The sequence below is a fragment of the Pedobacter sp. N36a genome (assembly GCF_014472395.1).
Classification (GTDB): domain Bacteria; phylum Bacteroidota; class Bacteroidia; order Sphingobacteriales; family Sphingobacteriaceae; genus Pedobacter.
Map to the genome: position 1 here is coordinate 1 of NZ_JACSZW010000004.1, position 26256 is coordinate 26256.

Annotated in this window: 29 protein-coding genes; 9 read left to right on the forward strand and 20 right to left on the reverse strand. The window is 39.0% G+C overall.

Features of this window, described 5'->3' with window-relative positions; translation table 11 throughout:
* Positions 1-488 precede the first annotated feature (488 nt).
* On the reverse strand, positions 489-848 hold the full coding sequence (locus H9X96_RS08885; RefSeq protein ID WP_187665949.1) for a CoA-binding protein: 360 nt from the start codon (positions 846-848) through the stop codon (positions 489-491).
* Between the two features lie 193 nt (positions 849-1041).
* Positions 1042-2583: an NAD(P)/FAD-dependent oxidoreductase gene (locus H9X96_RS08890; RefSeq protein WP_187665950.1), complete on the reverse strand. Its 1542-nt coding sequence runs from the start codon at positions 2581-2583 to the stop codon at positions 1042-1044.
* A gap of 308 nt (positions 2584-2891) precedes the next feature.
* On the opposite strand from H9X96_RS08890, the gene H9X96_RS08895 reads away from it, so the two are divergent.
* The 5 genes from H9X96_RS08895 (at position 2892) to H9X96_RS08915 (ending at position 5732) form a co-directional block, all read left to right on the forward strand.
* Positions 2892-3473 (forward strand): LemA family protein, encoded by a 582-nt coding sequence (locus H9X96_RS08895; protein ID WP_187665951.1) that lies wholly within the window; start codon positions 2892-2894, stop codon positions 3471-3473.
* 81 nt (positions 3474-3554) lie between these two features.
* A complete protein-coding gene (locus H9X96_RS08900) occupies positions 3555-4004 on the forward strand; it encodes a TPM domain-containing protein (RefSeq protein ID WP_187665952.1) in 450 nt (149 codons plus the stop codon).
* A complete protein-coding gene (locus tag H9X96_RS08905; protein WP_187665953.1) occupies positions 4001-4774 on the forward strand; it encodes a YgcG family protein in 774 nt (257 codons plus the stop codon). The genes H9X96_RS08900 and H9X96_RS08905 overlap by 4 nt, the downstream gene beginning before the upstream one ends.
* Positions 4775-4779: 5 nt before the next feature.
* Entirely contained in the window at positions 4780-5172 is a 393-nt protein-coding gene (locus H9X96_RS08910) for a hypothetical protein (protein ID WP_187665954.1), read from the forward strand.
* A gap of 8 nt (positions 5173-5180) precedes the next feature.
* Complete coding sequence (locus tag H9X96_RS08915; protein WP_187665955.1) at positions 5181-5732, forward strand: NUDIX hydrolase; 552 nt, start codon at positions 5181-5183, stop codon at positions 5730-5732.
* A gap of 84 nt (positions 5733-5816) precedes the next feature.
* Here H9X96_RS08915 and dnaA read toward each other — a convergent pair whose 3' ends face one another.
* The 3 genes from dnaA to H9X96_RS08930 all read right to left on the reverse strand — a co-directional run bounded on the left by dnaA (position 5817) and on the right by H9X96_RS08930 (position 9519).
* The gene (gene dnaA, locus H9X96_RS08920) at positions 5817-7247 is read right to left on the reverse strand and encodes a chromosomal replication initiator protein DnaA (RefSeq protein ID WP_187665956.1); all 1431 of its coding nucleotides are present in this window, start codon (positions 7245-7247) and stop codon (positions 5817-5819) included.
* Positions 7248-7441: 194 nt separating this feature from the next.
* Positions 7442-8989, reverse strand: a complete 1548-nt coding sequence (locus tag H9X96_RS08925) for a methylmalonyl-CoA mutase (RefSeq protein ID WP_187665957.1) — start codon at positions 8987-8989, stop codon at positions 7442-7444.
* A gap of 2 nt (positions 8990-8991) precedes the next feature.
* A complete protein-coding gene (locus H9X96_RS08930) occupies positions 8992-9519 on the reverse strand; it encodes a hypothetical protein (protein ID WP_187665958.1) in 528 nt (175 codons plus the stop codon).
* An 88-nt stretch (positions 9520-9607) separates the two neighbouring features.
* On the opposite strand from H9X96_RS08930, the gene H9X96_RS08935 reads away from it, so the two are divergent.
* Both H9X96_RS08935 and H9X96_RS08940 read left to right on the forward strand, forming a co-directional pair.
* A complete protein-coding gene (locus H9X96_RS08935) occupies positions 9608-9961 on the forward strand; it encodes an iron-sulfur cluster assembly accessory protein (RefSeq protein ID WP_062546909.1) in 354 nt (117 codons plus the stop codon).
* A 111-nt stretch (positions 9962-10072) separates the two neighbouring features.
* The gene (locus H9X96_RS08940) at positions 10073-11305 is read left to right on the forward strand and encodes an ABC transporter permease (RefSeq protein WP_187665959.1); all 1233 of its coding nucleotides are present in this window, start codon (positions 10073-10075) and stop codon (positions 11303-11305) included.
* A 74-nt stretch (positions 11306-11379) separates the two neighbouring features.
* Here H9X96_RS08940 and rfbB read toward each other — a convergent pair whose 3' ends face one another.
* The 5 genes from rfbB to H9X96_RS08965 are packed head-to-tail and all read right to left on the reverse strand — an operon-like array spanning position 11380 to position 16368.
* The gene (gene rfbB, locus H9X96_RS08945) at positions 11380-12435 is read right to left on the reverse strand and encodes a dTDP-glucose 4,6-dehydratase (RefSeq protein WP_187665960.1); all 1056 of its coding nucleotides are present in this window, start codon (positions 12433-12435) and stop codon (positions 11380-11382) included.
* Between the two features lie 34 nt (positions 12436-12469).
* Positions 12470-13036 (reverse strand): hypothetical protein, encoded by a 567-nt coding sequence (locus tag H9X96_RS08950; RefSeq protein ID WP_187665961.1) that lies wholly within the window; start codon positions 13034-13036, stop codon positions 12470-12472.
* Positions 13037-14059, reverse strand: a complete 1023-nt coding sequence (gene galE, locus H9X96_RS08955; RefSeq protein ID WP_187665962.1) for a UDP-glucose 4-epimerase GalE — start codon at positions 14057-14059, stop codon at positions 13037-13039.
* 9 nt (positions 14060-14068) lie between these two features.
* Positions 14069-15058: a UDP-glucuronic acid decarboxylase family protein gene (locus H9X96_RS08960; RefSeq protein WP_187665963.1), complete on the reverse strand. Its 990-nt coding sequence runs from the start codon at positions 15056-15058 to the stop codon at positions 14069-14071.
* Positions 15058-16368 (reverse strand): UDP-glucose/GDP-mannose dehydrogenase family protein, encoded by a 1311-nt coding sequence (locus H9X96_RS08965; protein WP_187665964.1) that lies wholly within the window; start codon positions 16366-16368, stop codon positions 15058-15060. Before H9X96_RS08965 ends, H9X96_RS08960 begins: the two co-directional genes overlap by 1 nt.
* 63 nt (positions 16369-16431) lie before the next feature.
* Between H9X96_RS08965 and H9X96_RS08970 the strand changes: the two genes are divergently transcribed.
* Positions 16432-17649 carry a 3-deoxy-D-manno-octulosonic acid transferase gene (locus H9X96_RS08970; RefSeq protein ID WP_187665965.1) on the forward strand — a complete coding sequence of 406 codons (1218 nt, stop codon included), beginning with the start codon at positions 16432-16434 and terminating at the stop codon, positions 17647-17649.
* A gap of 45 nt (positions 17650-17694) precedes the next feature.
* On the opposite strand, the gene hemH is transcribed toward H9X96_RS08970, so the two are convergent.
* The 5 genes from hemH to H9X96_RS08995 form a co-directional block, all read right to left on the reverse strand.
* The gene (hemH, locus tag H9X96_RS08975; protein ID WP_187665966.1) at positions 17695-18711 is read right to left on the reverse strand and encodes a ferrochelatase; all 1017 of its coding nucleotides are present in this window, start codon (positions 18709-18711) and stop codon (positions 17695-17697) included.
* Positions 18712-18801: 90 nt separating this feature from the next.
* Entirely contained in the window at positions 18802-19650 is an 849-nt protein-coding gene (locus tag H9X96_RS08980) for a 4-hydroxy-3-methylbut-2-enyl diphosphate reductase (RefSeq protein ID WP_187665967.1), read from the reverse strand.
* A 77-nt stretch (positions 19651-19727) separates the two neighbouring features.
* Positions 19728-20687, reverse strand: coding sequence for a hypothetical protein (locus tag H9X96_RS08985; protein WP_187665968.1), 960 nt, complete (start codon positions 20685-20687; stop codon positions 19728-19730).
* Entirely contained in the window at positions 20684-21208 is a 525-nt protein-coding gene (locus H9X96_RS08990; protein ID WP_255431062.1) for a 1-acyl-sn-glycerol-3-phosphate acyltransferase, read from the reverse strand. Before H9X96_RS08990 ends, H9X96_RS08985 begins: the two co-directional genes overlap by 4 nt.
* 136 nt (positions 21209-21344) lie before the next feature.
* The gene (locus tag H9X96_RS08995; protein WP_182961830.1) at positions 21345-21854 is read right to left on the reverse strand and encodes a phosphoribosyltransferase family protein; all 510 of its coding nucleotides are present in this window, start codon (positions 21852-21854) and stop codon (positions 21345-21347) included.
* A 134-nt stretch (positions 21855-21988) separates the two neighbouring features.
* Between H9X96_RS08995 and H9X96_RS09000 the strand changes: the two genes are divergently transcribed.
* Entirely contained in the window at positions 21989-22705 is a 717-nt protein-coding gene (locus H9X96_RS09000; protein WP_187665970.1) for a head GIN domain-containing protein, read from the forward strand.
* Between the two features lie 66 nt (positions 22706-22771).
* Here H9X96_RS09000 and H9X96_RS09005 read toward each other — a convergent pair whose 3' ends face one another.
* The 5 genes from H9X96_RS09005 to H9X96_RS09025 form a co-directional block, all read right to left on the reverse strand.
* Positions 22772-23179, reverse strand: a complete 408-nt coding sequence (locus H9X96_RS09005) for a hypothetical protein (RefSeq protein ID WP_062546896.1) — start codon at positions 23177-23179, stop codon at positions 22772-22774.
* A gap of 6 nt (positions 23180-23185) precedes the next feature.
* Positions 23186-24694, reverse strand: coding sequence for a 23S rRNA (uracil(1939)-C(5))-methyltransferase RlmD (gene rlmD / locus H9X96_RS09010; RefSeq protein WP_187665971.1), 1509 nt, complete (start codon positions 24692-24694; stop codon positions 23186-23188).
* A gap of 178 nt (positions 24695-24872) precedes the next feature.
* Complete coding sequence (locus tag H9X96_RS09015; RefSeq protein WP_187665972.1) at positions 24873-24983, reverse strand: phenylalanyl-tRNA synthetase subunit alpha; 111 nt, start codon at positions 24981-24983, stop codon at positions 24873-24875.
* Positions 24984-25267: 284 nt separating this feature from the next.
* Complete coding sequence (locus H9X96_RS09020) at positions 25268-25843, reverse strand: TetR/AcrR family transcriptional regulator (protein ID WP_062546894.1); 576 nt, start codon at positions 25841-25843, stop codon at positions 25268-25270.
* Positions 25843-26256, reverse strand: coding sequence for a hypothetical protein (locus tag H9X96_RS09025; RefSeq protein WP_187665973.1), 414 nt, complete (start codon positions 26254-26256; stop codon positions 25843-25845). The genes H9X96_RS09020 and H9X96_RS09025 overlap by 1 nt, the downstream gene beginning before the upstream one ends.

Genomic DNA, 26256 nt, shown 5'->3' on the forward strand with positions numbered 1-26256 from the left:
ATGTTGCAATCGATTTTCGATTGTTTCAGTCTTTTTGTTTTTGTTACTAAACTCCGTTTAGTAACCCCCGTTTTTGTTGGGACTGCAAAGGTAGAAATCTTTTTGTTATTGTCAAGCTTTATTTAAACTTTTTTCTTTTGTCCTTTCTGGTTAGTTAACCGTCAAAACAACCTCTGACATCCTTCTACTGCAATCTTTCAAATTCTTCTCACGATATCCTTCACACTAACCCTTCCTCCGAAGCGGGATGCAAAAGTAAGAAAATTTAACGCCCCCACAAACAATATCATCCTTATAATTGTATAAATCTCCTAACTGCATGAATTACAGTATTAAAAAAATAACATAGATTTAACACAGGTTAGTAGAATTAGAAAAAGATGTTGCATTTCAACTACCCAGAATAATGTAGCGCTCTATAATAGTATTATAGTATCTATACGATAGCATAAGAACACTCAGCCTACACAGATATAAACAGCCTCTGTTTAATATTGCCCCGTAGAAAGCAAAACTAAAGTACAAGCCTCTACTGGCTCTATATTATTCTCTTTCAAAAGAGATTCAAATTCTTCGTTCTCTGTCCCTGGATTAAATATTACTCTTTTAGGTTTAGTCTGAAGGATATAATCGTAATAGTTATGCTGTATATCCTGTCCTATATATAAAGTAATGGTATCGATATCCTCATGCACCGTTCCGGGCTGTTCAATGGCCACTCCTGCTACTTCTCCTTTTTTAATGCCAACATTAACAAAGGGATGCCCTTTTGCCTTCAACATGTGAGCAGCTTTAAAAGCATAACGCATAGGATTTGGGGAAGCCCCAATAATTAATGTATTTTTCATAGTTATAAATATTAGGTTTAATATACTGATCGCAACTTAGAAGCAACAATCAGTATTCAAGTATCTTCAGGAATAAAACTGGTTCACTAGTAATCAGGCCAAGCCGCCAGCTATCCAGCTCCATCCATAAGCGCTCCTATTCAGGAGCAATCCTCAGATCGAGATAAACAACAAAACCACAAATCTGTTTCTATTAAGCTAATTTAAGAATCGCATTTGCACAGTTCACCCCATCAATTGCGGCAGAAACAATCCCTCCGGCATAGCCAGCACCTTCAGCGCATGGAAATAAACCTGCAACTTGCGGATGCTGAAAAGTCTCTTTATCTCTTGGAATACGAACTGGAGAGGAACTTCTGCTTTCCACTCCCACAAGGATAGCTTCATTTGTATAATAACCTTTCATTTTCTTTCCAAAAAGCGGCAACGCATTTCTCAAGCTTGAAGCCACAAAATCAGGTAAAGTATCTTTTAACATCATACTTTTTGTTCCTGGCAGATAAGAGTTTTTAGGCAAATCAATGGAAACTCTACTCTCTACAAAATCCACCATTCTTTGTCCAGGTGCAACAAGATTTCCTCCCCCGAGCTGGAAAGCTGTACGCTCGATTTCTGCCTGAAAGTTCATCATTCTCAATGGATCCGTTCCTTTTACATCATCCAATGTGATCTGCACCACGGTTCCTGAATTGGCGAATGGATTATTTCTTTTAGAAGGAGACCACCCATTAACCACAATCTCATTGTCGTGGGTAGCACAAGGGGCAATAATTCCACCTGGGCACATGCAAAAGGAGAAAACACCTCTGCTACCAACCTGTTCCACCAAGCTGTAATAAGCTGGGGGCAGAAACTCACTGCGAATATCGCAATGGTATTGAGCAGCATCGATGATGGCCTGAGGATGTTCGATCCTCACACCAAGTGCAAATGGCTTAGCTTCTACAAGAATATTTTTACCGTTTAATAACTCATAAATATCTCGGGCCGAGTGTCCGGTGGCCAAAATAACCGCATCAGCCATCAGTTTCTCTTCTCCGTTGATCACCACACCTTTAATTTTTCCAAAATCAATTAAGATGTCAGTTACTTTCTGATCAAAGCGTACCTCACCACCTGCACTAAGGATACGTTCCCTAATAGCAGTTATAATCTGAGGCAGTTTATTTGTCCCAATATGTGGACGGGCATCTACTAAAATGTCTTCAGTTGCTCCGTGTTCTACAAATATCTGCAGCACTTTATTGATGTCGCCACGTTTATTGGATCGGGTATAGAGTTTACCGTCCGAATAGGTTCCTGCACCACCTTCCCCATAACAATAATTGGATTCTGTATTTACAATACCCTCTTTATTTATTGCCGCCAGATCTCTTCTACGCTGTTTTACATCTTTACCACGTTCTAAAACGATAGGTTTAAACCCATTTTCAATACATTGTAAAGCAGCAAACAAACCCGCAGGACCGGCTCCAACAATAATTACAGGCTTTTTATCGCTCACATTTGGGTAGTCTACCTGAAAAACGTCTTTCACAGGCTCTTCATCAATAAACACCCTCACTTGCAGGCGATAAATCACCCTTCTTGAGCGTGCATCGATAGATCGTTTTAAAATCTTATATCCTTTAATTCGTGTTTGTTTTATTTCTAAGGCCTCAGATAAAGCACTTTTTAAGATAGCTTCCTGTTGCACATCTTCAGGAGCCAACGTAATTTCTATTTCTTTTTGCATAAATATGTCAGGTTTTTATCCTGAACCGCTGCAAATATAGGAAATCCTGGGATGATGATAGGAATGCTGGTTAAGCAAAACAGCATAAGTAAGACTTAAAGAATGATCAATTGACTGACAGAAATACCATTTAATTGAGAATTACAGGCTGATTCGTCATTTTTGCAAAAACCTGTCATGTTTTTATACTGATTAGTAACAAAGGTACGGAAATTGAGTTCTAATGTGTAAATTAACAATAGAAAAACAAAAACGAAAAACCTGAACATAACGATAGTTAACGCTCAGGACAATTAAAAACAGAAATTATGAAAAAAACAGTAGTAGCAATAGTCGGTATTTTAGTTTTATTGGTAGTCGTAAGCGGGTGTGGCTACAATGGATTGGTTAAATTAGATGAAGATGTGAAGGCAAAATGGAACCAGGTAGAAACCCAATACCAAAGACGTTCAGATTTAATTCCTAACCTTGTAAATACCGTTAAAGGTGCTGCTAAGTTCGAGCAATCTACTTTAACCCAGGTTACAGAAGCACGTGCTAAAGCTACTCAGGTAACTATTGACCCTGATAAATTAACACCAGAAAACATTGAAAAATACCAGGCAGCACAAGGACAGGTAAGCCAGGCCCTTGGTCGCTTATTAATGGTCACTGAAAACTATCCTGAATTAAAAGCCACAGAACAATTCAGAGATGTATCTGCTGAACTCGCAGGAACAGAGAACAGAATTGCTGTAGCGCGTAAAGATTTCAATGAAGCTGTACAAACCTACAACACCAAAGTAAGGTCATTTCCAAATAACCTAACTGCTGGCATCTTTGGTTTTAGCCAAAAAGCAGGATTTAAAGCTGATGCTGGCGCAGAAAAAGCACCAAAAGTAGAATTCTAAAATACCGTCACAACATTTAAGGGTAATCTGTGTTTTAGTTAAAAACACAGATTACCCTTATCTTTATACAGTTATCCTATTATGGGAATTTTCACAGAACAAGAACAAGAATTAATAGCCAATGCGATTTCAGAAGCTGAAAAAGCGACTTCAGGCGAAATCAGAATCGCAGTAGATAAACATTGCGAAGGCGATCCTTTTGAAAAAGCAACTTCCTACTTCGCGAAATTAGGCATGGAAAAAACCTCAAGGCACAATGGCGTGCTCATCTACCTTGCTTATATTGACCATAAATTTGCCATCATTGGCGATAGCGGTATCAACAAAGTAGTACCTCAAGACTTTTGGGAAACTACCAAGGTGGCCATGGGTGCACATTTCTCTGGGGGAAACCTGGTTCAGGGTATTATTGCCGGTATCATGTTAGCAGGAGAAAAGCTAGCTACTTTTTTTCCTTATGAGGGAGGAGATATCAATGAGCTACCCAATGAAATTATCTTTATGGACCAGTATAAATCCGTAAAGCCATGAAAAAATTAATCATAGCTTTCTTATTTATCCTCGTTTCAACTTTAGGTTTTGCCCAGGACTTTCCAGCTAAACCAAATAAATTAGTGAATGACTACACAGGAACACTAACTCCTGGTCAGCTCCAACAACTCGAACAAAAGCTCGTAGCCTTTGACGACTCCACTTCTACACAAATTGCCATTGCGATCGTAAAATCTGTAGGCGACTATGATATTGGTGAATATGCATTAGAACTAGGCAGAAAATGGGGCGTAGGTGGAAAAGGCAAAGACAATGGCATCATGATCGTTGCAGCGTTGGGAGACCGAAAAATATCTATCCAGACTGGTTATGGCGTGGAAGGAGTACTTCCTGACTTATACGTTCGCAGGATCATAGACAATGACATTAAGCCTTATTTTAAAAAAGGCGATTATTTTGGAGGCCTTCAAGCTGGTACCGATGCCATCATCAGTTATACTAAAGGCGAATACAAAAACGACAAACCTAAAGTTGGAAAAAGTGAAGGTGGAGCAGGCGGCATCATTGTGATTATCATCATTGTTATCGTGGTCATCATAGTTCTTAAAAAAGGCGGCGGCAATGGTGGAGGTGGCCAGGTTATCGGCAGCCGCGGTGTTGCAGATGCACTTTTCTGGAGCATGTTATTAGGCGGAGGAAGAGGTTCTGGCGGAAGTGGTTTCGGTGGTGGCAGCAGTAGCGGCGGCGGCGGTTTTGGTGGATTCGGCGGAGGTAGTTTTGGTGGTGGAGGCAGTAGCGGAAGCTGGTAAATATTATGCTTAGAAGAGACTTAATGACCGCTGAGATTCAAAAACTCGCGCAGGTACTCGCCCGAATTATGGGGCTAAAATTAGAAGGAAAATTAGAAGAAGCTGACGATCTTTTCAAAGAATCTTTACCTAAGGAATTTGAAATCACCGAAGAGGAGCTGCTATATTATCCTAATGAGGAATTCAACACCTTAATAATTTCTAAAGAATTTCCAGCAGAAAAACTGGATATGTTCAGCCAATTCCTTTATGCAGACTTAACTTCTTTCCAACAAACAGAAAGGAATAAGCTAATTGCTGAGAAACTACAACTCATTTATCAAATGCTGGAGGAGCAACACCATATCATCAGTATGACCAACATGGATCGACAAAAAAAGATCCAGCAATACCTTTAATCCCTAACATGGAAATATTAAAATGGCAAAAGATTTCATCAAGATACCTGGTGAAAGAACGATGGGCAACTTTACGCGTAGATACCTGTAAGCTCCAAAATGGAACTACAAAAGATGATTATTACGTATTAGAATATCCAAATTGGGTGAATGCAGTGGCATTAACAGAAGACAATGAGATCATCATGGTGCGTCAATACCGTCATGGTGCAGATATTATTTCATTGGAAATCCCAGGCGGGGTGATTGATGGAGATGAAAAGCCAGAAGATGCAGTAAAAAGAGAATTACTGGAAGAAACTGGTTATAGCTTTAAAACGATCAGCCATCTGGCTACACTTTATCCGAATCCCGCGACCTCAGATAATGTCACTTTTACCTACCTTCTTACAGGAGGTATTCAAACACAGGAACAGCATTTAGATGAACATGAAATCCTGACGGTAGAAAAATACAGCATTCCAGCAGTTAAACAACTCTTAATGGACAATCAAATTGCCCAATCTCTACATGCTTCTGCCCTATTTTATGGACTGATGAAGCTGGAAGCGATCAAATAAGTGAAATTTATCCTTTAATAAAAAAGTGCTGCTGAAGTTTAAAAACTTTAGCAGCACTTTTTTATTGTAAACCACCCAAAAATACTAGGTCATTTTTAATTTCTTTTGAATATCATGTACATAGCCTTTGAATTTTTTGTCAGTATCAATCAGATCTTCTACTGTCTGACAAGCATAAATCACTGTTGAGTGATCCCTGCCGCCAAAAAATGCACCGATAGTTTTTAGAGAAGACTTCGTATGACTCTTAGACAAATACATGGAAATCTGCCTGGCCTGAACAATTTCTCGTTTTCTTGTAGGAGATTTCACCATATCAACCGGAACTTCAAAATACTCACAAACTAATTTCTGAATATATTCCATGGAAATCTCTTTTGAAGTGTTCTTGATGAAGTTCTTCAACATCTGCTTCGCAAGATTCAGGTCAATATCTTTTTTGTTTAAGGTCGACTGTGCTAAAAGCGAAACCATTGCACCTTCCAGCTCACGTACATTATTATCAATATTGTGCGCTACATATTCAACAACTTCATTAGGCAGTTCAATACCATCGGCATACATCTTCTTTCTCAGAATCGCAATTCTGGTTTCGAGATCTGGAATCTGAAGGTCTGCCGATAATCCCCATTTAAAACGACTCAGTAACCGCTCTTCTAACCCAGCCAGATCTTTAGGCGCTTTATCAGAAGAAAGGATCACTTGTTTTCCAGACTGATGTAGATGATTGAAAATATGAAAGAATATATCTTGAGTTTTTTCCTTTCCAGCAAAATTATGTACATCATCCATGATAATCACATCCATTGCCTGGTAGAAATTCACAAAATCATTAATCGTGTTATTTTTTAACGAATCAACAAACTGCTGACAAAATTTTTCACAAGAAACATAAATGACTAATTTATCAGGCAGGTTTCGTTTGATCTCATTGCCAATCGCCTGAGCAAGATGCGTTTTACCCAATCCTACTCCTCCATAAATCATTAAAGGATTAAAGGAAGTTCCACCTGGTTTAGCGGCAACCGCGTAACCTGCCGAACGAGCCAAACGATTACAATCGCCTTCAATGTAATTATCGAAAGTATAATTCGAATTCAATTGAGGATCTACTGTCAGTTTCTTTAATCCAGGTATGATAAATGGATTCCTGATGTCTTTATTGATAGAAACTGGAATAGGCATCGTTTGAAACTTCGCTTCCGCCCCATTGCCATTGCTTGGCATATTCGTAGTATAAGGAGAACCGCTTTTAGAAGACTTGTCTACCACAATATTATATTCCAGTCTACCGTCGTCACCAAGCTGCTTCTTGACCGTCTTTCGCAGCAGTCCGACATAGTGTTCTTCCAGCCATTCATAAAAGAATAAACTCGGTACTTGTATTGTTAAAACATTGCCATCCAACTTGAGAGCGGATATTGGCTCGAACCAGGTTTTAAAACTCTGGCCGGGTATGTTATCCTTTATAATTTGGAGACAGCTTTTCCATACTTCGGTACAAGTTTTTTCCATTTTTATGACACAATTAGTTGGTTAACAGAGACGATATAGGCACATTGATAATGCCCTTTCGAGATATCGAATATTCAAAAAATTATCAACAAAAAAAACTAAATTTTAATATATTCAGTAAGCACTTAAATAGCAGAGGATTAGCATACTTAACCTGAATTTATTATGTGGATAACTATTTTTTAACATACCCTTTAGTATTCACCAAAAACACTACGCATCACATCAGAAACCTCTCCGAGTGTCGCATACGCCTCTACTGCCACCAGAATAAAAGGCATTAAGTTCTCTGTTCCTTTTGCAGCGCGTAATAAATCGTTTAAAGCTTTTTCCACAGCTGCTGAATCTCGCTCAGATTTCAACTTATTTAGCTTGTCTGTCTGAATGGTTCTTATGGATTCATCAATAGTAAACACCTCATTGATTCCTTCTTTTTCCTGAGTAAACTTATTGACACCAACAATGACCCTGCTGCCATCTTCAATTTCTAATTGGTATTGGTAAGCGGCATTGCCGATTTCATTCTGGATATATCCATTTTCTATGGCATTTACGGATCCGCCCATGGCATCAATTTTATCAATATAAAGCTGTGCGGTAGCTTCAATTTCATCTGTTAGGTTTTCCACAAAAAAAGAACCGGCTAAAGGATCTACTGTATCTGTGATTCCACTTTCAAAGGCAATGACCTGTTGCGTCCGCAGGGCGATTTTAGCTGCTGCTTCGGTGGGCAGTGAAAGCGCCTCATCGTAACCATTTGTATGTAAAGACTGTGTACCGCCCAACACCGCTGCCATGGCCTGACTAGTCACTCTGACCACGTTATTTAAAGGCTGTTGTGCTGTTAGCGTAGAACCGCCGGTTTGGGTATGAAAACGCAGCATCTGTGCTTTTTCATCTGTAGCTCCTAAATCCTTAGTGATTTTGGCCCACATCCGTCTGGCTGCACGGAACTTCGCAATCTCTTCAAAGAAATTATTGTGACAATTAAAGAAAAAAGAAAGGCGTTTGGCAAAGACATTAATGTCCAGCCCTTTTTCCAAAGCAGCATTTAGATAAGCTTTACCATTTGCCAAGGTAAAAGCCAGTTCCTGCACCGCTGTAGATCCTGCCTCCCGAATATGGTATCCTGAAATAGAGATCGTATTCCATTTTGGCACCTCTTTACTGCAGTATTCAAAGATATCCGTAATGATTCGCATAGAGGATTTAGGGGGATAGATATAAGTGCCCCTTGCCGCATATTCCTTTAAAATATCGTTCTGTATCGTTCCGGAAATCTGTCTGATATCGGCACCTTGCTTTTTTGCCAGGGCGATATACATCGCCAGCAGAATAGACGCCGTGGCATTGATCGTCATGGAGGTGGTAATCTTTTGAAGTTCGATTCCATCAAATAAGATTTCAATGTCTTTCAAAGAGTCTATTGCTACCCCTACTTTTCCGACTTCCCCTTCAGACATTTCATGATCTGAATCATATCCAATCTGAGTAGGCAGGTCGAATGCAACGGACAATCCCATTGTTCCCTGTTTCAACAGGTAGTGGTAGCGTTTATTCGATTCTTCAGCAGTAGAAAATCCAGCGTACTGGCGCATGGTCCAAAGACGGCCCCGATACATATCCTTTTGAATTCCTCTGGTATAAGGAAATTCTCCAGGCAATTCCGTCATGGGTCTGGCGCTGGTATATAATTCTTTGATTGCTATACCTGAAGTGGTCGTAATCTTCTTCTCTTCCATAATTAAAACAATTGATGAATATCCTTTTTAATCAGATCCAGCGTCAAATCATAAGGATTGTCTGGTATTTCTGCCATCTGCTGCAGCACTTTTTTACTTAAATCCATCCCTGTAGCTTGTTCAGGTAATCCCTGCACCCCATTATTTACCATCGCTAAAGTATCGTCCTTTAGTTTACGGATCACATTCCATATTCTTTCAGAAACATACAATTGCTGCGTCACATTGTGCTGATATTCAGACCTGATTTCATTCAAAATCGAAGCCTGTAGCTCTGGCACTGAAATCCCAGGCATATATACCCGAAGCAGTAAGTTACTTGGGTTAATTCTTTCTACAAATATAATTAAGCGTTCATGCGCTTGGAGGCGTAAGCCAAATAGCTGTGTTCTTTCGTCTTTCTTTCCGGCAAATCTCAATCTAAAATACTTATCAATGTCGTTCTTGATCAGATAGTAACCTACAGAAACGGTCACTACACCGGCAACTGTTATTGGCACTACTGTTGTTAATATAGATTCTATACTCATTCCTTTGTTTAAATACCGTAATAATTAGCGATAACCCTGACAAAAATGTACATTTTATTTATATTTGTTGTTCCTAATTTTAAATAACATGAGTAATACAGTTGATACCGCATTTGCACCGGTTACGTTTACAGAAACTGCTGTAAAAGAACTTTTTAAGTTAAAAGACCAACAAGAAATCGCTGACGACTTCGGCTTACGTGTAGGAGTAGAAGGTGGTGGCTGCTCAGGAATGAGTTATGTTTTAGGTTTCGATCAAAAGAAAGAAGGAGATCAGGAATACATCATTGATGGTATTAAGGTTTTCATGCACAAAGCACACCAAATGTATTTAATGGGAATGCAGGTAGATTGGCAAGACGGACTAAATTCAAGAGGATTTACGTTCAACAACCCCAATGCAGCCAGCACATGCGGCTGCGGTACCAGCTTCTCTGCATAAATAGATTTTTATATAGGGAATTAGGTTTCCTTTGTAACATTATAACAGGTCTCGTTGTCTTAACAACGGGACTTTTTATTTTTATCCCTTCAAGAATCTTATTTCTAAAGAATGACCTACACAGAAAACGTAAGAATTGCCATACAATCTATAAAAAGTAATCGGTTGCGCACCATGCTGACCGCGTTGATCATTGCGATAGGCTTATCTGCTTTAGTAGGCATTCTAACCACCCTGGATGCAGTAAAAACTAGCATGACAGAAGCTTTCTCAAGCATGGGAGCTAATTCCTTTACCATTAGAAATCGTGGAGTAGGCATTCGGATTGGAGGCGGCGGAAAAAGACCAAAACCCTTCAAGAGCATTCGTTACGAAGATGCCATTGCCTTTAAGAACCAGCTAAAAACCCCAGCAACAGTAGCGATCAATGTAATGGTAACTTATGGTGCCACTATCAAATATGGAACGGAAAAGACCAATCCCAATATCAATATTCAGGGAATCGATGAAAATGGTATGAATTCCATGGGACTTGAACTCACATCGGGCAGGAATTTTACCACCACAGAAGTGGAGAATGGGAATAACGTTTGTATTATCGGAAGTGAGGTCAGTGAAAAACTATTCAAAAAAGAATCTCCTATAGATAAAATCATTAACGTTGGCGGTACCCGGTTAAAGGTGATCGGTTTGCTGGCTTCAAAAGGATCCAGTATGGGCTTCTCCGGAGATAGAGCTGTCTATGTTCCTTTATTAAAGGCTAAGAAAATCAATTCAAATGGCAACCCTTCTTATAACATAGTGGTAATGGTGCCCAACAATGAAATGCAGGAAGACATCATTGGAGAAGCTACTGCTGAATTTAGAAACATCAGAAAAGTTAAGGTTGCTGAACCAAATAACTTCGAGATCATAAAAAGTGATGCCATTGCCCAAACCCTATTTGAAAACTTAAAATATGTGGTATGGGGTGGAATTGCGATTGGGGCGATTACTCTAATTGGCGCTTCTATTGGCTTAATGAACATCATGTTAGTCTCTGTAACAGAACGAACAAGAGAAATAGGGATCAGGAAAGCAATTGGTGCCAATCCATCTGTGATCCGTAAACAATTTTTAATTGAGGCTGTGATTATTTGTCTGATGGGAGGTGCATTTGGAATCTTCCTCGGGATCACCATAGGCAACGTAATCTCGCTGGCCATGGGCGGCTCCTTTATCATTCCATGGCTGTGGATCTTTGGAGGATTCGTACTTTGTGTGCTCGTAGGAATCATGTCCGGTTATTACCCAGCTAAAAAAGCATCTAAATTAGATCCTGTGGAAGCTTTAAGATATGAGTAATTATAAAAACGCTATATATCAACAAGAAAGGCCAGCTTTATAAGCTGGCCTTTCTTGTTGATATATAGTAGACTTTATCTACCTTGGTATTGTGTTTCGTAATAAGCTTTATAGTTTCCAGAAGTCACATTTGAAAGCCATTCTTCATTTTCCAGGTACCATTCCACTGTTTTCTCCAGCCCTTCTTCAAACTGAAGACTAGGCACCCAGTCCAATTTGTTTTGCAATTTCGTAGAATCAATCGCATAACGCAGGTCATGTCCAGCTCTATCAGTTACAAAAGTGATTAACTTCGCTGAGTCACCTGGTGTTCTGTTCAGTTTACGGTCCATGATGTCACATAGTAAATGGATCAAATCGATGTTTTTCCACTCATTATGTCCACCGATGTTATACGTTTCACCAGTTTTTGCTCCATGGAAAATCACATCAATTGCACGTGCATGATCTTCTACCCAAAGCCAGTCTCGCACATTCTCTCCTTTGCCATAAACTGGAACAGGCAAATTATTTTTGATATTATTGATCGCTAATGGGATCAATTTTTCAGGAAAATGGTTTGAACCATAGTTATTTGAGCAATTAGAAATCACCACATCTAAGCCATAAGTATCATGATAAGCCCTTACAAAATGATCAGAAGATGCTTTTGATGCGGAGTAAGGACTATGCGGGTCATAAGCGGTAGTTTCTGTAAACATTCCTGTTTCGCCCAATGCACCATATACTTCATCAGTAGACACATGATAGAACCGTTTTTTATCATAATCACCTTTCCAATGGGCTCTTGCAGCATTCAAAAGGTTTACAGTACCGATTACATTGGTCATCACAAATGCTGTTGGATCAGCAATTGATCTGTCTACATGAGATTCTGCGGCCAAATGTATGACTGCATCAAAATTCTCCTTTTCAAATAAATCATTCATGGCTACAGCATCAGTGATGTCTGCTTTCACAAAGCGATAATTTGGCAAATCTTCTACATCGGTTAGGTTTGCCAAGTTTCCGGCGTAAGTTAAAACATCCAGATTTAGGATTTCATAATCCGGATAATTGCGCACAAAGCGACGTACTACGTGTGAGCCAATAAATCCAGCGCCACCCGTGATTAATATTTTCTTTTTCATTTCAATAGATTTCATTTTCAATACTCAGTGTACCTTAAATTTCTTTAGGCAAACCTAATTCTTCAGCAACAGGAGCTGTTTTATGCTGATATAATTTTGCCAAAACCTCATTAAAACTTGGTTTAAGGTCAAATTGAGTTTCCTCATGCATTTTCAGGTACTTATTATATACAGAAAATACAGACTTGGCAAAATAGATCATTAACTTTTCATTGAACTTATGCAGCGTAGAAAATACGCCCTCATTAAAATCGATGGGAATTCCTTTGAAAAGATGAATTCGTAATTCTATTTCAGAATTCAAGTCTTTCGTCACCTTAAAATGGTGGGTAATGCTGCCGTTTAGCTTCCTCATTTTAAGTAACGCTTCTTTAGCATTTCTTCTTCTATTGGACATCAGCTCTTCAATTTCCTCATCAATGCGGGCGCTAAGCTGCTCCTGCCTGTCTACCAAATCCTGCTCCCCTTCCATCAATAAAAAATGTAAGTGTTCCGTCAGGATTTTATCTTTCGCGATCAACCGGAGCAACAGCTTATCCTTTTCCTTTTCAGGAAGGGATTTAATTTCCAGCTTGAGGTCTTTATGCTCGCTCAGTAACATCTAAAAAGAGTTATCTTTTAAATATTTTTCCCAATTCCATGCAGAAGACATCATGATATTGATATCACGTTCAGCTGTCCAACCTAAATCTTTAGCTGATTTAGTCACATCACCCCAAACTTTTTCAATATCACCTTCTCTTCTCGCACCAATAGTATAACTCAATTTTTGGCCCGTTGCCTTTTCAAAGGCTTCAATCACCTGTAATACGGTAGTACCTGTACCCGTACCTAAATTGAAAACTTCATAATTTGTTTCCGCTTGATTGCTTTCTAACCTTTGGATAGCCGCCACATGAGCTTTAGCTAAATCTACTACATGGATATAATCTCTGATGGCACTGCCATCTGGAGTATCATAATCATTTCCATAAACCGTAATTGGTCCACGTTTTCCAATGGCAGACTGTGTAATAAAAGGAACCAAATTTTGAGGAACTCCGATTGGCAATTCGCCAATTAATGCGGAATCATGTGCACCTACCGGGTTAAAGTAACGCAAAGCAATCACATTTAATTCAGGAGTTACGGCACAGCTTTCCTGCAAAATCTCTTCTGCGATCTGTTTGGTGTTGCCATAAGGAGATTCTGCTTTTTTAACTGGTGCAACTTCTGTTACTGGCAGCACATCTGGCTGACCATAAACTGTACAAGATGAAGAAAACACAAGATTTAACTTACTATTAAAGCCATTGATGACATTAATTAAAGAATAAAAATTATTTCTGTAGTATTTTAAAGGTTGTTGAACAGACTCACCAACTGCTTTAAATGCAGCAAAATGAATTACACCTGAGATGTCAGTATTTGCCTCAGCAAATGCTTTCACTTTTACCTCATCACATAAATCCAATTCAACGAACTCAGGTACTCTTCCGGTAATGACTTCAATCTGTTTAAGGATTTTCGGATTAGAGTTAGAAAAATCATCAACGATCACTACGTCATATCCAGCATTATAAAGCTCAACGACAGTATGTGATCCAATAAAACCGGTACCACCAGTTACTAGTATTTTCGACATTATTATATATTAACGGTTATAAGTTGTAAAATCTTTGTGTTCTTTATTCACCAATGCTTCTGCAGGCAAAGATTTGAAATATTCATAAGTAATCTTCAAACCTTCCGCCCTGCTCACTTTAGGTTCCCAGCCTAAAAGTTCTCTGGCTTTGGTAATATCCGGACGTCTTTGTTTAGGATCATCCACTGGCAAATCACGCAGTACCAATTTCTGTGTGGTACCGGTTAGCTTAATAATCTCCTCACCGAATTGCTTGATGGTGATCTCATCAGGGTTACCGATGTTCACTGGCATTGCATAATCACTCAGCAATAACCTGTAAATACCTTCCACTAAATCATCCACATAACAGAAAGAACGGGTTTGAGAACCATCACCAAATACGGTCAGGTCTTCACCACGTAATGCCTGTCCGATAAAAGCAGGTAAAACACGGCCATCATTCAGGCGCATTCTTGGACCATACGTATTGAATATCCTTACAATTCTGGTTTCTAAACCATGGAAAGTATGGTAAGCCATGGTCATTGCTTCCTGAAAACGTTTCGCCTCATCGTAAACACCTCTCGGACCAACAGGATTTACATTGCCCCAATATTCTTCCGGCTGTGGGTTTACATTTGGATCTCCATATACTTCCGAAGTGGAAGCGATCAGCATTCTGGCATTTTTACTTTTCGCCAGACCTAATAAATTGTGTGTACCTAATGAACCAACTTTTAGCGTTTGAATCGGTATTTTTAAATAGTCAATCGGACTTGCCGGTGAGGCGAAGTGTAAGATATAATCCAAATCACCTGCTACATAAACGAATTTTGATACGTCATGGTGTGCAAATTCAAAGTTTTCAAGTTTGAACAAATGTGCAATATTCGCAAGATCTCCGGTGATCAGGTTGTCCATTGCGATCACATGATAATCTTCTTTAATAAAACGATCACATAAATGTGAACCCAGGAAGCCTGCAGCTCCGGTGATTAATACTCTTTTACGTCCCATTACCCTATTAATTTACGACCAATACTATTATAATAATAACCCAAATCGATCATTTTTTCCAGATCGTATAAATTACGTCCATCAAAAATTACTTTATTACTCAGGTTTTCTTCCATTTTTTCAAAATCAGGATTTCTAAAAACAGACCATTCTGTAGCGATCAATAATGCATCCGCATTTTGTAGCGCTTCATACTGATCGGCAACAAAGCTGATCTTATCGCCTAAAAGACGTTTCACATTCTCCATTCCTTCCGGATCGAAGGCAGCAACAGTAGCGCCATGCTTGATCAGCTCATCGATAATGTATAAGGCTGGTGCCTCACGAATATCGTCGGTTTCTGGCTTAAAAGCCAATCCCCATAAAGCAAAATGCTTGCCTTTCAGTTCACCTTTATAATATTTCAGCAGCTTATCTACCAAAACTGTCTTTTGCTTTTCATTTACATCCATCACCGCTTTTAGGATCTGGAAATCATATTGATGTTCATCAGCAGATTTAGCCAAAGCCTGAACATCTTTAGGGAAGCAGCTTCCTCCGTATCCGATTCCAGGGAAAAGGAAACGTTTACCAATTCTGGCATCAGAACCAATTCCTTTTCGTACAGCATCTACATCTGCATTCACAATCTCACAAAGGTTTGCGATCTCATTCATGAATGTAATTTTCGTAGCCAGGAAAGAATTGGCTGCATATTTTGTCAGCTCCGAAGAACGCTCATCCATAAACAGGATTGGATTGCCTTGTCTCACATAAGGACCGTACAATTCTGCCATTAACTTCTGTGCTCTTTCACTTGTTGTACCGATCACCACGCGGTCTGGCTTCATGAAATCTTCTACAGCTACCCCCTCACGAAGAAATTCGGGGTTAGAAACCACATCAATTTCTATGTTTGTGTTGGCTTCAAAAACCGCGCGCACTTTATCTGCTGTCCCTACTGGTACGGTAGATTTGTTGACAATCACTTTGTACTCCGTAACCAATTTAGAAATATCTTTTGCCGCACCAAGGATATAGGAAAGATCAGCAGCACCATCACCTCCAGGAGGAGTTGGTAAAGCCATAAATATAATCTGTGCATCCTGAATACCATGTGCCAGATCAGTCGTAAAAGTTAACCTCCCCTGAGCAATATTTCTATGAAATAACACGTCAAGTCCTGGTTCATAGATGGGTACCTGACCATCCTGCATCTTTTTAACTTTAGCAGCATCTATATCTACACAAATTACTTTGTTTCCTGTTTCTGCTAAGCAGGTACCAGTTACCAAACCCACATATCCTGTTCCAATAACAGCTATTTTCATATATTAATTACGTTTTAATTTTAATGAAGTATCTTCGGCTAAGATAATAAATAAACACACAAAATGCTTTGGCTTTATAATATAGGAATCTCTTTTTATGGATTAGTGCTGCGCGTATTTTCCTTATTCAACACAAAAGCTAAACTGTTTATCGAGGGTAGAACTCAACTTTTTGAGCATATTGAAAAAACGCTGGATCCTTCGATAACCAATATATGGTTTCATTTTGCCTCACTGGGCGAATTCGAGCAAGGAAGACCCGTTTTGGAAAAAATAAAAAACCTCTATCCCCATAAGAATATTGTGGTTACTTTCTTCTCTCCTTCGGGATATGAAATCAGAAAAAACTATGCTTTGGCAGCTGGTGTTTTTTATCTGCCTTTGGATACTTCGGCGAATGCCAGAAAATTTGTTGCGGCGATCAAACCTGAAATCGCCATCTTCACTAAGTATGAATATTGGTACCACTATTTCAAAGTCTTACATCAGCAAAACATTCCCTTATATGTAATTTCTGGGATTTTCCGGCCAGATCAGATATTTTTCAAATGGTACGGCTCCTTTAACCGGAAAATTCTAAGTTTCGTCAATCATTTCTTTGTTCAAAACCAAGAGAGTGTTGACTTATTAAAAAGTATCCATTTGGAAAATGTAAGTCTAAGCGGAGATACCCGCTTCGACCGGGTGGCAGAAAATGCCCAATCGCCAAAAACCATTCAGGAGGTCGCAGATTTCTGCGGGTCAGATCCGGTGTTTATTGCTGGCAGCAGCTGGCCGGCTGACGAGCAGTTGATCGCTGGACTTATTGCCCAGCATCCAGACTGGAAATTCATCATTGCACCGCATGAAACAGACGATTCACATATTGCAGCGCTAAAAAAAAATATTCCTGCAGCAATTACTCATTCCGAACTATTAAAAGGAAGTGAAAAAATTGCCCAAACCCTAATCATAGACAACATCGGCATGCTTTCCTCGCTTTATCAATATGGCACCATTGCCTATATCGGTGGAGGATTCGGGGCAGGCATTCACAACACCCTCGAAGCTGCTGCTTATGGAATTCCCGTAATTTTTGGCCCTAAGTATGCTAAGTTCCAAGAGGCAAAAGACCTAATTGAAATTGGAGCAGCTATTAGTATTGAAACAGAAAGCGATCTTTCTGCCGCTTTTCTGCAATTCCAGAAGAATGCAGCTGCGGGAAAGATCGCTCAGAAATATGTACAGGACAAAACCGGTTCTACCCGCCAGATCCTGGATTATATTGCTCGTAATTTCTAATTCTTCGGCAGAAACTATTGTTTTCTATCGGTTACGAAGTGATGCTTATGATGGTTTCACCATTTCAACTAGTGCTTCAATAAACTTGGGGTCGTCATTTAAACTGGCGACCAACTGAACTTCTTCACCTCCAAGGGCTCTAAACTCTTCATGATATTCCACGCTGACTTCGTACAGTGTTTCTAAACAATCTGCCACAAAGGCCGGACAGAATACCAAAAGTCTCTTTTTACCTTTTTCCGCAAGTTCTTTTAAAACATCACTGGTATAAGGCTGTACCCAAGGGTCTTTCCCTAATCTCGATTGGAAACATACGGAATACTTCTCAGCAGAAATGTTCAATCTTTTAGCGATCAGTCTGGCGGTATCATGACACTGTGCAGAATAGCAAAACTTGTTCACATCGGTTAGGGTACTACAGCAATTTTCTTTTTTCAAGCAATGCTGGCCGGTATGGTCACATTTCTTTAATTGTCTTTCTGGCAAGCCATGGAAACTAAATAAGATCTGATCATAACTTTCCGGCTGATACTTTTGTGCATTTTCAGCGAAAGTATCGATCATCAATTCATTATCATGGAAAGAGTTGATGAAGCTAATTGGCGGAACCGTTTGCCATCTACTCACCAGTTCCATCACCTTTTGGATCACCGAACCTGTACTAGCAGAGGCATATTGCGGAAATAAAGGAATCACTTGAATGCTTTCTACCAACCCAGCTTTTAGTCTGTCCAGACCGGAAGCAATAGAAGGATTTTGATAGCGCATGGCCAATTCAACCTGATATTCATCGCCAAGTTTCTCCTGTAGCATGGCTGCCTGAATCTTGCTGTAATACAATAAAGGCGATCCATTTTCATCCCATATCTCCTTGTATAATTTAGAAGTTTTAGGGCTGCGAAAAGGAACAATAATTCCTTTCACTAATAATGTTCTCTGAAAAGCGCTGATATCAATCACACGCTCATCCATCAAGAACTCGTCAAGATATGTTCTTACATCACTTACTTCCGGACTATCCGGAGTTCCTAAATTCACTAGCAGTATGCCCTTTTTTCCCATAATTTTAGCAAAAATAATTAATCAAATGATTATAACTCGGTATCTCTACTCGGAAAACCAATAATTACTTTTTTATGATGTTATATTGTATTAATAAGATTCTAAAGTTGATTTTACCTGTTCCATTAGCCACATTGGTGTAGACGTAGCTCCACAAATCCCGACTTTATCATTTGCAGCAAACCAACTTTGATCGATTTCTTCCACATTTGAAATAAAGTAGGCATTAGGATTGTATTTTTTGCAGACATCATATAAGACCTTTCCATTGGAAGATTTCTTACCGGATACAAAGATGATCTTATCAAAATCAACGACGAATTTTTCCAGATCTCCATAACGGTTAGAAACCTGTCGGCAAATGGTATCATTTGCTTTCACTTCATACCCCCTACTCAGCAGTTGTTCTTTGATGTGATAAAATTTATCTGTGCTTTTGGTGGTCTGACTGTATAAAGTGAATTTCGAAGGTAAATCCACGTCATCCAATTCTGCGAGATCCTGAAACACGATGGCTTTCCCATCTGTTTGTCCTTGTAAACCGATCACTTCCGCATGACCATGTTTTCCGAAGATCAGAATCTGTTCGTCGTCGTCATGTGAATTCTTGATCCTATTCTGCAGTTTTAACACTACCGGACAGGAAGCATCAATTAGGATCAAATTATTTTCCATCGCCAACTGATAAGTTGCTGGCGCTTCCCCATGTGCTCTGATCAAAACCTTTTCATTTTTCAAAGTCTGCAGCTGCTCGTGATCGATGATACGAAGTCCTTTAGCAGTTAATCGCTTCACCTCTTCATCATTGTGCACAATGTCGCCGAGGCAATATAAATAATCTTCATGGTCTAAAATATCCTCAGCCATGTCGATTGCATATACTACTCCGAAACAAAATCCTGATGCTTTATCTATCGTGACGGCTAAATCGTATTTCATAATTAATGATATGGAACCTATTGATTTACAAAATTACATAAAAAGAGTTTCATATGCTATTTCTAGCACCTGATATACTATTTCTTAGACTTAGATAGTCCAGGAAAGCTGTTCCAGCATCGATGAATCAGTAGCCAGATTAAACTGATCATTTGTAATGGATGGTACAAGATGGAAGGAAAAGGTTCTTGAGCCGTCAAATAAGCGATCATCATCCTTGATAAAAAGATCAGTCCATAGGGCAGCAGCAGAAATACCGGGTTTAAAGTGAGCGCCATCGCAATTGGCCCGCCGATTACTAATATCAGGTAGGCAAGGGCAACGATCGGCTGCTGATTGAAATTAAGCATCAGATGCCCGGAAATACCAGCCACATCAGGTTTACTTTCTTCCAGGTAAATCAATTTGTTTCCCAGCAGCAGGTCCGCATTTAGCTTTTCCTGTTTTACCATTTTCATAATTTCGAGCGCAGCTTGATTAGAAGACTTAAGGGTGTCAACCCATTCGTATTGGCGACAAATGTCTGCATCAAAGAATAAACAAGCGCCATTTGCCATTGAAAATGAAGGATGTTTCAACAGTCGAACTAATCTTAAAGGAAATAAATTCAATAACACAAAATCTGTCAGGGGATACATGCAGTTGGCTATAAATCCAGAAATCCGCAGCGTAGGAATCACACTCAGCAGCGCGAGTTTAAATACGGTAGTCCGATAAATCAGACTATTAATGAATCCTCTTTGAATTACAGTATCTGCATCCAGAAATAGAAAGTAAGCGGCTTTCTCCGTGGCAACCGCATCCGGACTATGGATCGGCTGAATTAGGATTTCATAATTTTGATAATCCTGTTCGGAGATGCTGGCGATCAGTTTCTCTGCTTCTTCTTCAGACTGCTGAACATTTATAATGATCAGCACCTTATCTGTAAAAGACCTACCATAATTCCCCATTTTAGGATTAGAAAGAAAATTAAATAGGGTAACCGAAAAACGAAGGACTAAAAAGACGAGTACTATATAAAGGAAAAAAATCATGCAGACTTTTTACTTTGTTGATGGATGGCCTCACTGTAATGTTTGTTATACTCTCTTTTCAACAGCTGCAAGCTGATGTATTCTTCCGCCTCCCAGGTAGAAAGGTAACTTTTGGCCATTGGTTTTCTTTTGTCAAAATAGTCGGTAAGTGTGGCAGAGAATACCACTTGAAACTTCTTCTTTGAAGCATTGATCAATTGCATCACTCCTTTTTCAAAAGAAATATTGCTCACATAACTGGTGTACAGCTTACCCTGTGGAAAGAAAAGCACTAAGTTTTGGGGATCGTCTAATAGCTGTCCGGCATAGGCTAGTGTTTTTACCACATCTTTCCCTTTCACTTTGGAAGCAAAAGCACCGAGATATTTTAAATACCATCGCCGCTGATAATCTTCTTCGCTGACCAGCACATGGAATTCTTTCTTAAAAACTACCTTATTCAATTGAAACATTAAGAAACCATCCCACCAGCTAAAATGATTAGCGAGGAGCAGTATGGCCTCCCCCTCCTTCAGCTGCAACCGGTTGTAAGTATAGCTTGAAAAATCCTTTTTTATGATATAAGCGCTATACCAGGAAAAGAATTGAAAAATTAACTTGCTTTTGCGGGACGGGTACATCTCTCTAAAATGAGAAAAATATGCCTTAAATCCAAGATTAACTTAAATAAACACGGTCCTCTTCTCCCTCTACATCAATCACTACATCTACATGCTCCTTTAAAACGGTAGCCATCTGCAGACCAACGAAATCCGTTGCAATAGGGAATATTTTATGGCTTCTATCTACCAATACCACAGTTCTGATCTTTTTATGCGGGGTATTCAGGAAAACGCCTAATCCATAAGCCAATGTTTTACCGCTATTCAGTACATCATCCACTAAAATAATCACTTTATTTTTCCAATGACTCTCATCAAGATCTGTATTGGCTACCAGCTTGCTATTTAATCGATCCAGTTCAATTTTCAACATGGTAATTTTCAGGTCTGAAATCTTAGCCAATACTTTCTTTAGTCGCAGGGCCACTTTATACCCACGATCCCATATTCCAGCCAATACAATTTCCTTCTCATTCAGGTTATCTTCCAATATCTGGTAAGCAATCCTATTAATCTTTTGTTGTATCTGCTTCTTGTCAAGAATAAGCAATTGAGATTCTGCCATTTGTTATTTACTAGTTTATACTACAAAAAGAACGATTTTAAGGGGTATATTCAAATATTTAAAAAATAAATTCCAAATCCTGCAACGTTTAGGTAGGAATGGTGTCTAATCCATGTAACCAAATCACAAATCCCATGAAAAGCACTTTACTATTTAAATCAGCACTGCCTGTTCTTTTAGCTTTTTCCATATTTACGATACCAGCAAAAGCACAGCAAGACAAAAATATCCCTTTAACGAATTACAATGAAGTCACTGTTTCCAGCGGAATAGACCTTTATCTTACGCAGAGTAATTCAGAGAACATTAAAGTGACAGCTCATGAAGAGCTTTTAAAAAATATAGTGGTTGAAAAGAATGGTTCAGCCTTAAACATCAAATACAAGGATAATCAAGGCTGGGGAAGAAAGTTTAAGGGACAAAGCGTTAAAGTTTATGTGAACTATAAAACATTGAAAGCCATTACCGCTAGCGGCGGCAGTGATGTTTATAGTCAGAATACCATTAAAACACCAAAATTGAGCCTGCGTGCTTCTGGCGGAGCCGACCTTTCTTTAGATATCCAAGCGGATGATCTGGAAGTGACGATAAGCGGCGGTTCAGATGCTAAACTTAAAGGAACAGTAAAAAATATGATTGTTGAAAGCAGTGGCGGCAGTGATGTACACGCTTATCAATTGATCAGTGATTATGCAAAAGTAACCGCCAGTGGTGGTTCAGATGCGAATGTATTTGTAAACAAAGGATTGGAAGCGAGTGCCAGTGGTGGCAGCGATGTCCACTATAAAGGAAATGCAGCATTGAATAAAACCTCTTCTTCAAAAAGTGGAGATGTAATTCATGTAAAATAATTTAGACCATTAGTTTTTAGTTTATCCCTACACAGGTAGTACCTGGTAGGGATTTTTTATGGTCTATTATTTTTTATACGGGTAGTAAATGAAATTTGCTCCTTCTGGAACAATCACAAATACGCACATAAATTCTTGTGGCTTCTTATAGCTTTTTAAGAATAGTGCTTTCTTTTCAGGATTAATAATTCCTTTCTGCACAAACTCATCTAAGGTAGAAGCCTGAATGGTCCAGTCGGTATTTAATTCTGTTCTGTCCAGGATCATCTCTCCTATTGAAACCGTATGTTGGTGCGCCACAAAGATCGGGTGCGTAGAAATTCCTTCATTGAGGATCGCAATGGAAACCTCCTTGATAGAATCTGAATACAATTCGAGATCTTTTTCTAAACTCACCAATGGACTTACTTTCTTTTTATCCTCTTTTTTACCTTCTTCAGGGTCCTGTAGAGGCAATAACTCTTCAATATCCATTTTTATCTAATTAGCTTCTGCTACTTCAACAGTAGTCAGACCGGTAAATTTTAAAAGCACTACGTTTTCAACATGCTGTGTATGTGGGAACATATCTACAGGCTTGATGCGTACTACTTCATATTTATCTTTTAACAGGGCTAAATCTCTTGCCTGAGTCGCTGCATTACAGCTCACATACACAATTTTCTCTGCTTCCATCTCTAGCAATCTGGCGACAACATCTGCATGCATACCTGCTCTTGGTGGATCTGTGATCACCACATCAGGCTTACCATGTATTGCAATAAAATCAGTGGTTAAAATATCTTTCATATCACCTGCATAGAAGGTGGTATTGTTGATTCCGTTTAAATTCGAGTTGAATTTAGCATCTTCAATTGCCGTAGGCACATATTCAACACCAATCACCTGCTTCACGCTGCCTGCTACAAAGTTGGCAATCGTACCGGCACCAGTATATAAATCGTATACCAGTTCATCTCCGCCGAAACCAGCAAACTCTTTCGTAATCTTATACAATTCAAAGGCTTGTAAAGAGTTGGTCTGATAGAATGATTTCGCACCGATTTTGAATTTCAGTCCGTTCATTTCTTCAAAGATGTGGTCTCTACCTGCGTAGGTAATCACTTCCTGATCGAAAATGGTATCATTTTTCTTTTGGTTGATGATGTATAAAAGAGAAGTCACTTCCGGGAAGTTAACTTTCAGATATTCCATCATACCATCCACCTGTGCTTGTTCCACATAAGCGAACACTACCACTACCATCACTTCACCTGTAGAGGAAGTGCGGATGATCAGGTTTCTTAAAGCACCTTCATGGTTACGCAGATCATAGAAGCTGATTCCATTTTCCAAAGCATAACTTCTCACTTTATTTCTCAAAGTGTTAGAAGGTTCTGCCTGTAAATAGCAATGCTCAATGTCTAATATTTTGTCAAAACGCAGAGGAACGTGGAAACCTAATGCATTCATTTCCATTTCTGCCTTTTCAGGAGCAGCTACTTCTTCAAGCACACCATTTTCATCAGCTGGAACTTCAGCATCTGCAATCACCGGCATATCTGCCTTATTTAACCAGCGTTTATTTGAAAAGGTATATTCTAATTTATTTCTATAGTATTTGTTCTCTGCTGATCCTAAAATCGGCTCCATAGAGGAGATATCAATTTTAGCCAGTCTTTGCAAAGCGGCTTCTACATTTTTCTGTTTAAATGTCAATTGGGCGCTGTAGTCCATGTGCTGCCATTTACAGCCACCACAAGTACCAAAATGCTGGCAAAATGCCTCTGTTCTCAACTCAGATTTTACATGTATAGCCTCAATTACGGCCTCGGCGAAATTCTTTTTCTTTTTTACAACACGAACATCAACGACATCGCCGGGTACGGCTTTATCCACAAATACCACCAACTCATCTGCTTTACCTACTCCCTTGCCTTCTTCGGCAATATCAATAATACTTAAATTGGGGATAATGGTTACCGTTCCGGATTTTCTATTTCTACTCATTATGCCGCAAATTTAAGTTTTTTTTCATTGCGTTGTAAATGTTTTTCAATGATGATCAGGTAGATCAGTTCTAAATTGAGCCGCAGTTATGGTCAAGAAGAAAAAATGAAATTTTAAGACATAGAGGTTTCAATGAGGCTTTTAAAGCCTATTCAACAAGAAAATTCAATATTATCTTTTACTTATCAAAAACACGAAGGATAAAACCAAAGATGCCTTCAACCAGGTTAAAGCTCATATCAAACTTCTCATCAACCAAAATAGAAATTTCTAAAACCTCTTTACTCATTGTCTTACAAGTTGATAACTTCGCTAAGATAAGTCTTTTTATACCGAATACCAAAACGGTATACGTTATCAATTTATAAAGATTGTTTTAAGTTTAGGTAGATAGTTTAAAGGAATTTGTTTTAGAATTTGTGATCTTCCTGTTCTAACTGAATGCTTTCATTTAGGAACTGTAAAAATTAACGACCAGAAATGAATAAAAAGACGGGGTTGTGGTCGGGTATGCACAAAAAAACCTCCTGAGCTAGCAAGAGGTTTTCAATATAATGGAACATTTCCAGTAGTTTACAACGCTGCTTTTACCAAAAAAGGCAGGAGTTCTTTTTGGAAACTTACAAAGTTCTTTCTCACATCAGAATCACTTACTGAAGTAAAGGCAAATGAAAACACGATGCTTTTACTTGCTTTCAATAAAAAAGCCAACCCTTCTTTACGTGAAGGGTTATTTTTGAAATGATCCAGTTCCAGGTAAGCAGACAGCAATAGAGATTCTAATTGGTCTGACAAGTGTTTTAGAAACTCTTGGGAATTCGCGTTCTCCCTTACAAAGTCCCAGCCAATAAATTCATTACAAACAGTATAGGTTAACCTGCAGGTTTTCATCACCAATGCCGTCAAATGCTCTTCTTCATTAGAAAACTGCGCTTTATTCTTTAGAATTTCATGGAGGTTTAAATCCAGATAATCCATTAAGATTGCATCTAAAACCTGTTCTTTACTTTCGAAGTATTTGTATATAGTGGCCTTCGCAATTCTGGCTTTCTTTGCAATTTCGTTAACACTAGTTTTGTGATAACCATATTTTCTAAACAACTCCTTTGCAGCCCTGATTATGCTTTCTTTTATTTTCTCTGGTTCCATCAATTAGATACGTTTATCCTTCCACCGCTTCCAACAGAGGTGCGATATACCTTTAAATAACGAACAGCCGGCGCTTTCTGCGGACTGCCGTCAAGCAGTAAAAATTTAGCACCGCTGCAGGGATCAGTTGCCGTAATCAAGTTATCATCCGGAACTACTTTACAACGCTGTTCAGCATTTACTGAACTACAGCGATCAAAGGCAACATAACTACCAGGAGCAAGTTTAATGATCATCAAACCTGCAACCCCCTGATTGTCGACTAATAAGATATTGTCATCTGCTTTGATACTGAATTCTGCTTCTGTAATCTGGAAGTTGACAAGAACATTAGGAATGTACACTCCTTCATCCTTGCCACAACCTACAAAAAGCAGTAAGACTACAAATGCGCCGGTTATCTTTTTAATCAT